This window comes from Streptomyces sp. NPDC035033, assembly GCF_040636735.1.
GTDB lineage: Bacteria > Actinomycetota > Actinomycetes > Streptomycetales > Streptomycetaceae > Streptomyces.
The window spans coordinates 15,042-28,280 of sequence record NZ_JBEZUZ010000056.1 but is presented as its reverse complement, the minus strand read 5'-3'; the positions used below and the strand labels follow the sequence as shown (position 1 = coordinate 28,280).

General features: G+C 74.4%; 13 protein-coding genes. 5 read left to right on the top strand and 8 right to left on the bottom strand.

The features are described from left to right. Positions 1-106 precede the first annotated feature (106 nt). Both AB0E83_RS22275 and AB0E83_RS22270 read left to right on the top strand, forming a co-directional pair. Entirely contained in the window at positions 107-961 is an 855-nt protein-coding gene (locus AB0E83_RS22275; protein ID WP_362114459.1) for a GNAT family N-acyltransferase, read from the top strand. Beyond that, positions 958-1,938, top strand: coding sequence for a lysophospholipid acyltransferase family protein (locus tag AB0E83_RS22270; RefSeq protein WP_362114456.1), 981 nt, complete (start codon positions 958-960; stop codon positions 1,936-1,938). Before AB0E83_RS22275 ends, AB0E83_RS22270 begins: the two co-directional genes overlap by 4 nt. On the opposite strand, the gene egtD is transcribed toward AB0E83_RS22270, so the two are convergent. The 4 genes from egtD to egtA are packed head-to-tail and all read right to left on the bottom strand — an operon-like array spanning position 1,833 to position 6,131. Next, a complete protein-coding gene (gene egtD / locus AB0E83_RS22265) occupies positions 1,833-2,798 on the bottom strand; it encodes an L-histidine N(alpha)-methyltransferase (RefSeq protein ID WP_362114453.1) in 966 nt (321 codons plus the stop codon). The genes AB0E83_RS22270 and egtD overlap by 106 nt on opposite strands. Next, positions 2,795-3,547 carry an ergothioneine biosynthesis protein EgtC gene (egtC, locus tag AB0E83_RS22260; protein WP_362114450.1) on the bottom strand — a complete coding sequence of 251 codons (753 nt, stop codon included), beginning with the start codon at positions 3,545-3,547 and terminating at the stop codon, positions 2,795-2,797. The genes egtD and egtC overlap by 4 nt, the downstream gene beginning before the upstream one ends. After that, a complete protein-coding gene (gene egtB / locus AB0E83_RS22255) occupies positions 3,547-4,875 on the bottom strand; it encodes an ergothioneine biosynthesis protein EgtB (RefSeq protein WP_362114447.1) in 1,329 nt (442 codons plus the stop codon). The genes egtC and egtB overlap by 1 nt, the downstream gene beginning before the upstream one ends. Next, positions 4,872-6,131, bottom strand: coding sequence for an ergothioneine biosynthesis glutamate--cysteine ligase EgtA (gene egtA / locus AB0E83_RS22250; RefSeq protein ID WP_362114444.1), 1,260 nt, complete (start codon positions 6,129-6,131; stop codon positions 4,872-4,874). Before egtA ends, egtB begins: the two co-directional genes overlap by 4 nt. A 221-nt stretch (positions 6,132-6,352) precedes the next feature. Here egtA and AB0E83_RS22245 point away from each other — a divergent pair, with 221 nt between their 5' ends. Together AB0E83_RS22245 and AB0E83_RS22240 are read left to right on the top strand one after the other, a co-directional pair. Then, entirely contained in the window at positions 6,353-7,183 is an 831-nt protein-coding gene (locus AB0E83_RS22245) for a TIGR02452 family protein (protein WP_362114441.1), read from the top strand. 128 nt (positions 7,184-7,311) lie between these two features. After that, positions 7,312-7,479, top strand: a complete 168-nt coding sequence (locus AB0E83_RS22240; protein WP_362114438.1) for a hypothetical protein — start codon at positions 7,312-7,314, stop codon at positions 7,477-7,479. Between the two features lie 84 nt (positions 7,480-7,563). Here AB0E83_RS22240 and AB0E83_RS22235 read toward each other — a convergent pair whose 3' ends face one another. The 3 genes from AB0E83_RS22235 to AB0E83_RS22225 form a co-directional block, all read right to left on the bottom strand. Further along, entirely contained in the window at positions 7,564-8,982 is a 1,419-nt protein-coding gene (locus AB0E83_RS22235; protein WP_362114435.1) for an SPFH domain-containing protein, read from the bottom strand. 94 nt (positions 8,983-9,076) lie between these two features. After that, positions 9,077-9,307, bottom strand: a complete 231-nt coding sequence (locus AB0E83_RS22230; protein ID WP_362114432.1) for a hypothetical protein — start codon at positions 9,305-9,307, stop codon at positions 9,077-9,079. 65 nt (positions 9,308-9,372) lie between these two features. Then, complete coding sequence (locus AB0E83_RS22225; protein ID WP_362114430.1) at positions 9,373-10,629, bottom strand: MFS transporter; 1,257 nt, start codon at positions 10,627-10,629, stop codon at positions 9,373-9,375. 154 nt (positions 10,630-10,783) lie between these two features. Here AB0E83_RS22225 and AB0E83_RS22220 point away from each other — a divergent pair, with 154 nt between their 5' ends. Then, positions 10,784-11,830 carry a LacI family DNA-binding transcriptional regulator gene (locus tag AB0E83_RS22220; RefSeq protein ID WP_362114427.1) on the top strand — a complete coding sequence of 349 codons (1,047 nt, stop codon included), beginning with the start codon at positions 10,784-10,786 and terminating at the stop codon, positions 11,828-11,830. A gap of 283 nt (positions 11,831-12,113) precedes the next feature. On the opposite strand, the gene AB0E83_RS22215 is transcribed toward AB0E83_RS22220, so the two are convergent. Continuing rightward, positions 12,114-13,085 (bottom strand): WYL domain-containing protein, encoded by a 972-nt coding sequence (locus AB0E83_RS22215; RefSeq protein ID WP_362114424.1) that lies wholly within the window; start codon positions 13,083-13,085, stop codon positions 12,114-12,116. Between the last annotated feature and the right edge of the window lie 154 nt (positions 13,086-13,239).

Below are 13,239 nucleotides of genomic sequence, written 5' to 3'. Positions count from 1 at the left end.
CCGGTCACGTCGAATCCAGTCGGCGGCGGAAGAAACGAGGGGCCGGACCGTACCGCTCGCGGACCGGCGCCGACCCTTCACCTTCCGTACGCCGGAGGAGACCGCCATGCCCGCCCTTTCGCACGCGCTCGCCGACTCCACCGCCCCCGCCGTCCCCGTGCCGGCGGGCATCCAGCTCCCCGCCGCCGTGCTTCCCGCGCAGCCCGGACCGGCCGACGGGGCGCAGCCCGCCCCCCGCTACCTCGTGGGACTCGCCCGCGACCAGGACGACGTCCGCGCCGCCCAGCGCCTGCGCCACCTGGTCTTCGCGGGCGAGATGGGCGCCCGGCTCGACGGCCCCGAGCCGGGCCTCGACACCGACGCCTTCGACGCCTACTGCGACCACCTCCTGGTCCGCGAGGAGACCACCGGCGAGGTCGTGGGGACCTACCGGATCCTGCCGCCCGAGCGGGCCGCCGTGGCCGGGCGCCTCTACGCGGAGACCGAGTTCGACCTCACCCGGCTCGCGCCCCTCCGCCACGACCTCGTCGAGGTCGGCCGCTCCTGTGTCCACCCCGCCCACCGCAACGGCGCCGTCATCGCCCTCATCTGGGCCGGCCTCGCCCGCTACATGACCCGCACCGGCCACGAGTGGCTGGCCGGCTGCTGCTCGATCCCGCTCGCCGACGGCGGCGCGCTGGCCGCCGCCACCTGGGACACCGTCAAGGCGAAGCACCTCGCCCCCGAGGAGTACTGGGTCACCCCGCACCGGCTGTGGAACTCCGACGGCGTCCCCCGCCCCGAGGGCCGCACCGAGCTGCCCGCCCTGCTCCGCGGCTACGTCCGGCTCGGCGCCCAGGTCTGCGGCGCCCCGGCCCACGACCCCGACTTCGGCGTCGCCGACCTCTACGTGCTGCTCTCGCTCCGCCGGACCAACCCGCGCTACCTGCGCCACTTCCTCTCGCTCGTCCCGGCCTCGTGAACGGCGCGGTCCCGGCCCCCTCGCCGTGGCTCCCCACGGCGCCCTGCACCCCGGGCCGCCACTGCGCGGCCCACCCGGACCCCGGCCCGGCCCCCGCCCCGGAAGCGCCGGAGGGGGCGGCGGAGGGAGCGGCGGAGGGAGCGGTCGGCCGGGCGGCACGGGCCGCCCTCCGGCCCGCGCTCGTGCCCGTCCCGCTGGCCTGCGTCCGCCTGGCGGCCGGGGTCGCGGCGGTCCTCCTCGGCGTGCTCCTCCTGCCGGTGGCGGCACTGCTGCCGGCCGCCGCGCGGCTCGCCCTGGTACGGCTCTGGGTCCGGGCGGTCGTCCGCGCCTTCGGCGTCCGGCCGGCCGTCACCGGAGGCCGGGTGCCCGCCGGGCGGCCCCTCCTCGTGGTCGCCAACCACGTCTCCTGGCTGGACATCCCCCTGGTCGCCGCGGTCCTGCCCGGCCGGATGGTCGCCAAGCGGGAGGTGCGCGGCTGGCCGGTGCTCGGGGCGCTCGCCGCCCTCGGCGGCACCGTCTTCCTCGACCGCGACGGCCTGCGCCGGCTGCCCGGCACGGTGCGGGAGGTCGCCGGGGTGCTGGCGGCCGGCGGCCGGGTGACCGCCTTCCCGGAGGGCTCCACCTGGTGCGGGCGGGCCGGCGGCCGGTTCCGCCCGGCCCTCTTCCAGGCCGCCGTGGACACCGGATCCGATGTCCAACCGGTACGGATCGGCTACCGGCCGACCGGGGCGGCGGCGTACGTGGGGGAGGACCCGCTCGGCGCGTCGCTGTGGCGGGTGGCGCGGACCCGGGGACTCACCGCCGAGATACGAATATTGGATCCGATATCCGTGATCCAGTATCCGGACCGCAGGCTCCTGGCGGCCGCCGCCTACCGGGCCGTCGCCAGCGACAGCGCGAACCGGCCCCCGTCGTCGGTCCACCACCGCACCAGTTCGAGCCCCGCCTCGGCCAGCTCCGCCCGCACCCCCTCCTGACGGAACTTCGCCGACACCTCCGTCCGCAGCTCCTCGCCCGCCGCGAACGGCACCGCCAGATCGAGATCGGGGATCTTCACGGTCAGGGCGTGCCGGGCCCGCAGCCGCATCTCGATCCACTCCCGCTCCCGGTCCCACCGGGCCACGTGCTCGAAGTCGTCCGGATCCGCGTCCGCGCCCAGCTCGCGGTCGATCACGGCCAGCACGTTCTTGTTGAACTCCGCTGTCACCCCGGCGGCGTCGTCGTACGCCGCCACCAGGGTCGACTCGTCCTTCACCAGGTCGGTGCCGAGCAGGAAGGCGTCCCCGGGCGCCGTCATCGTCCGGACCGAGCGCAGGAAGACCCGCCGCTCCTCCGGCAGCAGGTTGCCGATGGTCCCGCCCAGGAAGGCGACCAGGCGCGGCCCCGGGGCGTCCGGCAGCGCGATCCCCCGGGTGAAGTCGGCGACCAGCGCGTGCACCCGCAGCTCCGGACGGTCGGCGAGCAGCGCCCCGGCCGCCCCGGTCAGCGCCGACTCGCTCACGTCCACCGGCACGTACGCGGCCAGCCCCGGCAGCAGCGCGTCGATCAGGAACCGGGTCTTCTCCGACGAACCGGAACCCAGCTCGACCAGCGTCCGCGCCCCGGTCGCCGCCGCGATCTCCGGCGCCCGCGCGGCCAGGATCTCCCGCTCGGCCCGGGTCGGGTAGTACTCGGGCAGCCGGGTGATCGCGTCGAACAGCTCGCTGCCCCGCGCGTCGTAGAACCACTTCGGCGGCAGCTCCTTGGGCGAGCGGGTCAGCCCGTGCAGCACGTCGGCGCGCAGATCGGCGGCGGCCGCGTCCGGGGCGAGGGTGCGGGTCAGCTGGAACGTGCTCACGCGGACGACTCCTTGAGCGGGGTGAGGGTGACGTCCGCCCGGGTGGCGGTGACGAGCGTGTGCCCGGGCACCTCCCGCCAGCGCGGATCGTCGTCGTACGGTTCGGAGGCCACGACCGCCCGGCCGGGCTCCGCCAGACACCACAGGCTGTTGCCCCAGGCCGTCGCCGCGATCTGCTCGCCGTCGGTGAGCAGCAGGTTGAGCCGCGCCTCCGGAGCGGCCTCGGCGGCCGCCAGCACCGCCCCGGCGAGCGCGTCGCCCGGCCCCTGCCCGGCCCGCAGCCGGTGCAGCACCAGCCCCCACAACAGCGCCGAATCGGTCCGCGCCTCCAGGTCGAGCAGTTCGGCCGCCGGCAGCGTCGCCGCCAGCGGCGTCAGCACCCCCGGCCACCCGGGCACCGCCCCGTTGTGGCTGAAGAGCCACGGCCCCGAGGCGAACGGCGCCGCCGCCGCCTCCCCGTCCGCCCCCGGCAGCGTCGCGCCCCGCACCGCCCCGAGCAGCGCCCCGCTCCGCACCACCCGGGCGAGGTCCGCGAAGGAGAGGTCGCCCCAGATGGGGCCGGTGCGCCGGTACCGGGCCGGGACCGGGTCGCCGTCCGCGTACCAGCCGACGCCGAAGCCGTCCGCGTTCACCACCCCGCTGCTCTGCGTCCGCGGTGCCCACGCCTGCCGCAGCAGGCCGTGCGGCGGCCGCACGAGCAGGTCGCCCAGCGCCACCGGCCCGCCCAGGTAGGCGACGTGACGGCACATCAGGCGAGCTCCGCGGAGCGGGCCGTGCGGAAGCCCGCGAAGATCTGCCGCCGCACCGGAAGGTCCCAGTTGCGGAAGGTGCCCCGGCAGGCCACCGGGTCCACCGCGAAGGAACCGCCGCGCAGCACCTTGTGCCCGGGCCCGAAGAACACCTCCGAGTACTCCTTGTACGGGAAGGCCCGGAAGCCCGGGTACGGCAGGAAGTCGCTCGCCGTCCACTCCCACACGTCACCGATCAACTGCCGCACCCCGAGCGGCGAGGCGCCGGCCGGATAGCTCCCGGCCCGCGCGGGCCGCAGGTGCCGCTGGCCCAGATTGGCGCGGTCCGGGCCCGGGTCGGCGTCGCCCCACGGATAGCGGCGCGAGCGGCCGGTCACCGGATCGTGCCGCGCCGCCTTCTCCCACTCCGCCTCCGTCGGCAGCCGCCGCCCCGCCCAGCGCGCGTACGCGTCGGCCTCGTACCAGCTCACGTGCACCACCGGTTCGTCCTCCGGCACCGGCTCGGTCACCCCGAACCGGCGGCGCAGCCACCGCCCGCCCTCCTGGCGCCAGAACAGCGGTGCCACGACGGAGTGTTCGCGGATCTGCGCCCACCCCTCCGGATGCCACCACCGCCGGTCGGTGTAGCCGCCGTCCGCCATGAACGCCAGATAGGAACCGTTGGTGACCGGCACGGTGTCGATGTGGAAGGCGGCCACGGTGCGGGTGTGCGCGGGCCGTTCGTTGTCCAGCGCCCACGGCTCGTCCGAGGTCCCCATCGTGAACGGGCCTCCGGGCACCAGGACTTCGGCCGGGAGCGGGCCCGGGGGACGGGCCGGCGGCGGGGGAGCGTCCAGCGCGGCCGGCCCCTTGCGGAGCTGATGGGTGATCAGCATGGTCTCGTCGTGCTGCTGTTCGTGCTGGGCGATCATCCCGAAGGCGAAGCCGGAATCCAGCAGCGGAGCCCCTTCGAGGCGCGCTCCGGCCAGCACGTCCAGCACCCGGGCCCGTACGGCGGCGGCGTACGCCCTGGCCTCCGGCGGCGGCAGCAGCGGCAGCGACGGCCGCTCGGAGCGCGGATGCGCGAAGGCGTCGTACAGCGGGTCGATCTCGGGCCGCAGCGCCTCCCGGCCCGCGGCCGCCCGCCACAGCCACTGCTCCTCCTGGTTCCCGATGTGCGCCAGGTCCCAGACCAGCGGCGACATCAACGGCGATTGCTGGGCGGTCAGTTCGCCGTCCGTCACGCTGTCGGTGAGGAGCGTGGTGCGGGCCCGGGCTGCGGTCAGCGCCTCCAGCGCGCGGGTCCGCAGCGCCTCCGTGTCCGCGCCGGTGTCCGCCGTACCGGTCATGACGTCATCACCTGGAGTTCGTCGGCCGGGCAGCCCCCGGGGTCCACGTAGCGCTCCCGGAAGGCGTCCACCGCCCGCCGCACCGGCTCGCTCGCGCCGATCCGCCGCAGCGCGGGCCGGGCCGCCGCGAAGACCTCCAGGGCGGCCGCGTGCAGCGTCGGATCGGTGAGCCCCTCCCGGGCCGCCCGCAGCCACAGCCGGTTGCGGGGCGCCGGCTCCGGTCCGTCCAGCTCGGCCAGCGGCCGTACCGCCCGGTGGACCCGCTCGGCCGCCTCCGGGTCCTCGAAGACCGCCGTCGTCACCGCCACCGGCACCATCCAGCCGTCCGCGCCCGGCTGCGCGTCGATCATCCGCAGCTCCAGGTGACCGCGCGGACGGACCGGCGGGAAGAGCGTCGTCATGTGGTAGCGCAGGTCGTCGACGTCGGCCCGGCGCGGTCGCCCGGTGCGCAGCCACTCCCGGAAGGTCAGCCCCTCCGGCACCAGCCACGGGCCGTCCTCCGTGCGGATGCAGAGCACCGGCGTGTCCAGGACGTGCGCGGTCCACTCCGCGCGCGGCTCCCCGTCCGCCGAGGGCGCCAGGGTCCGCCGCGGATCGAGGTCCGCCCACAGCGCCTGCCGGGTGGAGCGCCAGCCGGTGCGCCGTCCGCCGTGCTGCGGGGAGTTGGCGAAGACCGCCACCAGCACCGCGCCGAGGAGCCGGGACAGCTCCCAGCGCCGCCGGTAGCCGAGCGGGCCCGGCTCCTCCAGGCCGGCGTCCAGACAGACCTGGACCGAGGCCGACTCGCACATCATGGCCCGGCCCGCCGGGCCGGTCCGGGCGAGCGCGACCTCCATCGCGTCGTAGCGGGGTTCGTGCAGCACCCGCTCGCGCGGCGAGTGCCAGGGGTCGACCCCGTACCCGCTCAGCGTCAGGCCGAGCGGACCCAGCGCCGCGCGCACCGCCGTCAGGTCGGAGGCGAGCGAGTCCAGGCACTCCATCAGGGAACCGGCCGGGCGCGAGCTGAGCTCCAGCTGCCCGCCGGGTTCGAAGGTGAGCGCCGACACCAGCGGCAGGGACCGTACGGAGTCGAGCGCGGCGGCCAGCCGGGACGGAGGCACCGGCTCCCGGGGGTCGCGCAGGTCGTGGACGAGCCATTCCAGCTCCGCGCCGACGGTTCGGGGCGGGCCGGTCTTGAAGCAGATGCAGCGCAACAGGTCCTCCGCCGCCTCCTCGGTGAGGGGCGGGCCGCCGCGCGGGGTGCCGCCGGTCGTCATCCGTGCACCTCCAGGTGCTGGTCGCGGAACCGTTCGGGAAGCCGCTGCCTTCCACCTAATGCCACCGCCGGGCGGCGTGCAAGAGCGCCCGGGCGCCCCCGTACGCGCCCCTTGTGCCCCCGGTCGTCCGTAAAGCGCCCCTCGGCACTGGGTGCGCCCCCGCCGTGCGCCGATGGAAAAACGTTTGTCCCGCAGAGGCCGAAACGATCATTCTTCGGGTCATGAGTGCACGACTGCGCGAGATCGCGCGGCAGACCGAGGCGATCGTCGCCGCCGGCTCCTACACCGCCCCCGACGGGCGGACCGTCTCCCTCCGGGAGGACCTCGCGGCCGCCCTGGCCGGAACCCGTCTGTACGGCCCCGAGCCGGTTCCCGTCACCCCCGCCACCGACCGCGCCGGCCGGATCGAGGTCACCGGCGAGAGCAGCCTCGCCGCCGCCCGCCGGATGACCGCCGCCGACCCGGACGGGCCGGTCGCCGTCCTGAACTTCGCCTCCGCCCGCAACCCCGGCGGCGGCTACCTCAACGGGGCCCAGGCCCAGGAGGAGGCCCTGTGCCGCTCCTCCGCCCTTTACGCCACCCTGCTCCGCGCCCCCGCCTACTACGAGCACCACCGGAACGACCGGGACGCCTTCTACACCGACCGGGTGATCCACTCGCCCCGGGTCCCGGTCTTCCGCGACGACCGCGGCGCCCTGCTCGCCTCCCCGTTCGCGGTCGGCTTCCTGACCTCGCCCGCCCCCAACGCCGGCGTCGTCCGCCGCCGCGAGCCCGAGCGGGCCCACCGGCTGCCCGCCGCCCTGGCCTCCCGCGCCGAGCGGGTCCTGGAGACGGCCGTGGCCGAGGGCTACCACCGGCTGGTTCTCGGTGCCTGGGGCTGCGGGGTCTTCCGCAACGACCCGGCCGAGGTGGCCGGCGCCTTCAAGGCGCTGCTGACCGGCGACGGGCGGTTCGCCGGCCACTTCGACGAGGTCGTCTTCGCCGTCCTGGACCGTGCCGCCGGGAGCCCCACCCTCGCCGCCTTCCATCGGATATTGGATCCAATATCCTGATCCTCCGCCCCCATCCCCCTCTTCCCCGCTCATCCCGCAATGCGCGCTTCGTACCCCCGTGCGAGCCTGAAAGGACGCAGGCTCGTGTCCGAGCCGCGTCCGAGAGCCGGCGTACGGGAGGCACGATCGTGGGCAGGAAACAGACCCGGGTGAACAAGGGCGCCCGGACGGGCGGTCACGAGCACCGCGAGACGGCGTCGGCCAAGGAGAAGGGCGGCACCACGGCCGCCGAGTCGCCGCGCCCCGTCATCGAGACGGCGTCCCACCGCAAGGAGCGGAAGTTCGGCCACAACTGAAGTGCGGGGATCCGGGAAGACGGGGACACGGGCCGGGGCCCGGCGCCGGCACGGCACCGGACCCCGGCCTTCGTGGCACCCGGATCAGTCGTCGTCGCCGACGGTGATCTCGACCGCGGCCGCCTCCCCGGCGCCCCGCGCGCCCGGCACGGCGCCGGCCGCCCGGTCGGTCGCGTTCGGGCCCATCGTGGCCAGCAGCTGACGGGCGAGTCCGAGGCCGGTGCCGCCCATGGTGAGGGCCTTGGCGAACATCTCCGCCATGCCGTCGGCGCCGTTCAGGAGGACCATCTGGTCCACGTTCCCGAAGGCGGACGCACCGGCCTCGACGATCTCCGGCCACTTCTCGGCCAGTTGCTGCGCGACCACGGCCTCCTGGTTCTCCGCGAGGGCCGCCGCCCGCGCCTTGATCGCCTCCGCCTCGGCCAGACCCTTCGCGCGGGTGGCCTCGGCCACCGCGAGACCCTTGGCGTGCGCCGCCGCGGCCTCGGCCTCACCGGTGACCCGGGTCGCCGTCGCCGCCGCCGCGCTCGCCAGCTCGGTCTCCCGGGCCTTGGCCTGCGCGGCCGAGATCCGGGCGTCGCGCTCGGCCTCGGCCAGCGTCCGCGTCTCGTACGCCATCGCGTCGGCCGGCTTGCGGACCTCCGCCTGGAGCTGCTGTTCCTTGCGGAGGCCCTCCAGCTCCGCGACCCGGGTCTCCTGGACGACCACCTCCTGGCGGGAGGCGGCCTCGGCGAGCGGACCGGCCTGCCGGGCCCGGGCGCTGGCCTGGTCCCGCTCGGCCTGGTAGCCGGCCTGGAGGATCTCGCTGTCGCGGGTGGCCTCCGACATCCGGGCCGCCGCCTGCTGCTCGGCCTCGGTGGCCCGCCGGTTGGCCTCCGCCTGCGCGATCCGGGCGTCGCGCTGGACGGCGGCCGCGTGCGGGGCGGCCAGGTTCTTGATGTAGCCGGTCGGGTCCTCGATCTCGTGGATCTGGAGCGAGTCGACGATCAGCCCGAGCTTCTCCATCTCCGTGCCACAGGCCGAACGCGCCTGCCCGGTCAGCTTCTCCCGGTCACGGATCATGTCCTCCACCGTCAACCCGCCCACGATCGCGCGGAGATGACCGGCGAAGACGATGTGCACCCGCTCGCTCATCAGCTTCTGCTGGTCGAGGAAGCGGCGGGCCGCGTTGGCGATCGACACGAAGTCGTCGCCCACCTTGAAGATCACCACACCCCGGACCTTGAGCGGAATGCCCTGGTGGGTGACGCACTCGACGGACAGCTGCGTCTCGTTGAGGTCCAGCGACAGCTTCCGCACCGCCTGCACGCCGGGCACCACGAGGGTGCCGCGGCCGGTGACGATGCGGAACCCCATGCCCTCGCCGAGGCCCTCGTTCTTGTGGTTGGAACCGGAGATGATGAGCGCCTCGTTGGGTTCCGCGACGCGCCACATCATCTTGAACAGGACGATCAGGAGGACGAGCGCGCCGACGACCGCGCCCGCCAGAATGCCGATGCCCATGGGCAGGATCCCCCTTCACCGGAGCCGTGCGGACCCGGTGAAGGGAGTGTGCGCCCGACGGACGCGCCGCTCAACGGTCGTGCCGGACCTCGTGTCAGACGCCGTACACGGCTGTGACGTAGACGGTGCGCGGAGGGAGGTGTTCCACCACGGTCACGAGCGTGCCGACCTCGATCCGCTGCCCGGACGAGGCGGCGTACGCGAGGAAGTGCTCGGCGCCGCCGCGGATCCGGAGGATCACCTCGCCGACGAGCCCGGGCCCGATCGTCCCGGTCACCCGGCCGAGCAGTCCCACCATCGAGCCGTCCATCGAGGTTTCGTCCATGCCTGAACGGTACGTCAGAAGTACTGCTTCCAAACGGTGTCGATCGGCCGGACAGTTCCCGCCGGTCAGCGGACGGAACGGATCGGCCGGACGGCCAGGGCGCCCAGGACCGACAGGACGGCCGCCACCAGGAACAGGGGCGTGTACCCGCCGCCGACCGAGACCACGGCGGAGGCGACGAAGGGCGCCACGATCTGTGGCCCGGCGTTGGCGATGTTGAGGACGCCCATGTCGCGGGCCGCGTCCTCCGCCTTCGGCAGCACCATCGTCACCAGGGCCGTGTCCACCGCCATGTAGCAGCCGAAACCGAGGCCGTTGACGACGGAGAAGGCGAGCATCCCGGCCCAGCTGGTGGTGACCGCGGGGACGAGCAGGGCGCTGGCCGCGAGCGCCGCAGAGGCGCCGACGAAGAGCTTGCGGCGGTCGAAGCGGTCGGACAGCCAGCCGCCCAGGACCGTGGAGACCACCATGGCGAGGGAGTTGACCGGCATGAGGACGGCGACGGCCTCCTCGGCCGAGAACCCGGCCGGCAGGTCGGTGTGGTCCTTGAGGACGTACAGCTGGAAGCCGGCCACCGCGAAGTACCCGAGGACGAGCAGCGCCCGGCCGATGAACGCCCACCGGAAGTCGTGGTCCCTCAAGGCGCTGCCGAAGGCGGCGATCTGCGCCCTGACCGGCATCGGGGCTCTGGCGGGCATCCGCTCCTCGCGGGCGAGCGCGGTGAAGACGACGGCGGTGACGGCGACGATCGCGCCGAGGACCAGATAGCCGGTCCGGTAGTCCTCCGAGAAGGCCGCGCCGATCAGGGCTCCGACGGTGGAGCCGACCGGCAGCCCGAGGCCGACGGCCGCCGACGCCCTGCCGCGCGAGGCGAGGGGGACCCGGTCGGGCACCACGGAGGTGATCGCCGCCTGGTAGACGTTCATCACGGCCTGGCCCAGACACCAGGCGATGGTGATCAGCAGGATCGTGTGCACGCCGCCGAGGAGCAGCATCACCGGCACGGCGAGCAGGCCCCCGGCCAGGATCCACGGGTTGCGGCGGCCGGAGCGGTCGGAGAGCGCGCCCGCGACCGGATTGAAGACCGTCGCGAAGATCGCCGATATGCCGGAGACCAGGCCGAAGTTGGCCACCTTGTCGGCCGGGTCGACGGCCTCGATCTGGAGCGCGAGCAGCAGTCCCGGCACGCCGATGTAGAGCGCGTACATCGCGGTGTTGCCGAGGAGTAGCAGCGGCAGCAGCCCACGGGCGGGGCGGGAGGCGGCGGGGGAGCCGGTGCCGGTGCCCGTGCCGGCTCCGGTACCGGGGGAGGAAAGGGCCACATTGCCCTCCAGGGAGAACGCCGACGAGGGGGCGGCGAGGGGTGGTTTCGGGGAGGGTGACACGTGCCAGTGACTCGTGTCACCATTGTGTAGCACCCACTTCCGGCCATCCGCCAGACCCTGCGCCGGAGTGTTCTGGAAAGATGCCGAGGCGATGAGCCAGTCGATCGAACAGCCCGCCGGCGGCACCCCGGGCCGCACCCCCGCCCGTGCCGTGCCGACCAGCGCCGACGTGGCGCGCCTCGCGGGCGTCTCCCGGGCCACCGTCAGCTACGTCCTCAACAACGCCTCGGCCGTCCGCATCAGCGAGCCGACCCGCGCGCGGGTCCGCGAGGCGGCCCGGGAACTGGGCTACGTCCCCCACGCGGCGGCCCGCACCCTGCGCGCCGGCCACAGCCGGATGGTCCTCCTGCCCACCGCCCACGTCCCCGTGGGCCCGCTCTACAGCGGGTTCTTCAACGACCTTCAGTGGGCCCTGCGCCGACTCGACTACACCGTCGTCCAGTACGGCAGCATCGGCCTCGACCCCGAGGACGCCGCCCGCGCCTGGGCCGAACTGCGCCCCGTCGCCGTGGTGTCGACCGGCGAGGTCGAGGTGACCCCCGAGGCCGTCGGCATCCTCCGGCGCTCCGGGGTCAAGGCGGTGATCACCCTCGGGACCGGCCGGACCGAGGGCGCCCACTCCCTCGTCCTGGACCAGCCGCGGATCGGCGAGGTCGCCGTCGAGCACCTGGTCGCGACGGGCCGCCGCCGCATCGGCGTCGTCGTGCCGGAGGAACCGGGCCTCGGCACGTTCTCGGGCCCCCGCCTGGAGGGCGCCCGCCGCGCCGCCGGGGCCGCCGGCGCCACCGTCGTACCGCTGCCCCTCGCCTACACCGAGGAGTCCGCCGCGGAACTGGCCGCGCGCTGGCCCGAACTCGGCCTCGACGCCGTCTTCGGCTACAACGACGAGTACGCCATGCTCCTCATGCGGGCCCTCCAGGACGCCGACGTGGCCGTGCCCGGGGAGACCGCCGTCATCGGCGCCGACGACCTCCTCCTCGGCCGGCTCCTGCGGCCGCGGCTGAGCACCGTGCACATCGACCTGATCCCCGGCCACGACCTGGCCGAACTGGTCGACGGCGCCGTCAACGGCACCGCCACCGGCACGGGCACCCGCTCCCTCTCGGACTCGCGGGTGATCCGGCGTGAGTCCAGCTGACGGCTGACTTCCGGCTGTTGGATCCCGGATCCCGGATCCCGGATCCCGGATCCCGGATCCCGGATCCCGGATCCCGGATCCCGGATCCCGGATCCCGGATCCAGGACCCAGGACCCAGGGTCCCGGATCTTGGATCCAAGACCCTGGATCCAAGATCCAAGGGCTCGGATTTCGGATTCAGGATCTTGGATCCAAAATTCAGGATTGTGGATCCAAGATCCGGGACCCTGGGTCCTGGATCCGAATTCGGGATCCAGGCGGTGCGATCCGGTCCCGGGATCTCTCAGGTCCGGCCCCCGTAGCGGGCGGCCATCGCGGCGGACCGGTCGCGCAGGGAGGCGCGCAGCGGTTCCGGGGCCAGGGCTTCCGCGTCGGTGCCGAGCTGCCAGAGGGCCCATTCGGCGTGCCACAGGTCCTGGAACGTCGCCTCCAGCCGCAGCCAGCCGTCCGTGTCGGTCTCGGGGGCCCGGACGGCCACCGCGGTGGCCAGCAGCTCCTCCCTCCGCTCCGGCCTCACCCGTACCAGCGCGGTGAGGTGGTCGCTGGAGAGGAACCGCGCGCACCGTTCCCGCCATGCCTCGTCCAGGTCGACCCTGGCCGGCCGCTCCGCGGGTTGGGGGAGCTCCTCGGCGGCCAGTACCCGTGACAGCCGGTAGGTGCGGTCGGCGCCGGCTCGCGTTGCCAGCAGGTAGCCCCGGTCGCGCACGGTGACCAGGCCGATCGGGTCCACCGTGCGCCAGCGGGGCTCCCGGTCCGCGGCCGCGTAGTGGAGGCGCAGCTTGTGACCGGCGAGCACCGCGCGCCGGATCTCGCCCATCGCGGGGCGGGACACCTCGTCCGCGGCCGTACGGCGGGAGAGCAGATCGGTCTCCGGCTCGACGAGGAAGCGCCGGGCCGCGTCGCTCGCGGTGGTCCGGTGCCCCTCGGGCAGTGCGTCGACCACCTTGCGCATGGCCGAGGCGAGTGCCGAGCCCAGGCCGAACGCCTGCTCGCCCCGCCCCGCTCCGGCCGTCAGCAGGGCGAGCGCCTCGTCCTGGTTGAGCCCGGTGAGCTCGGTCCGGAAGCCGGGCAGCAACGCGAACCCGCCGTGCCGCCCGCGCTCGGCGTAGACCGGTACACCGGCCGCGGAGAGCGCCTCGATGTCACGCAGCACGGTACGGGTGGACACCTCCAGCTCGCGGGCGAGCGCGCCCGCGGTCATCCGGCCGCGCTGACGCAGGAGCAGCACCAGGGAGACCAGCCGATCGGCGCGCATACGAGAACCGTATCCAATACACGACATCCGAAATGCATGACATCCGAAGACACGGCCTCGATACATGACCAAGGGTGTCGTGATTCGTTGGAAGCCTCGTCAGCACCCGCACGAAGCGCACGAGGCGCACGAGCGCATGAACACATGGGAGCTG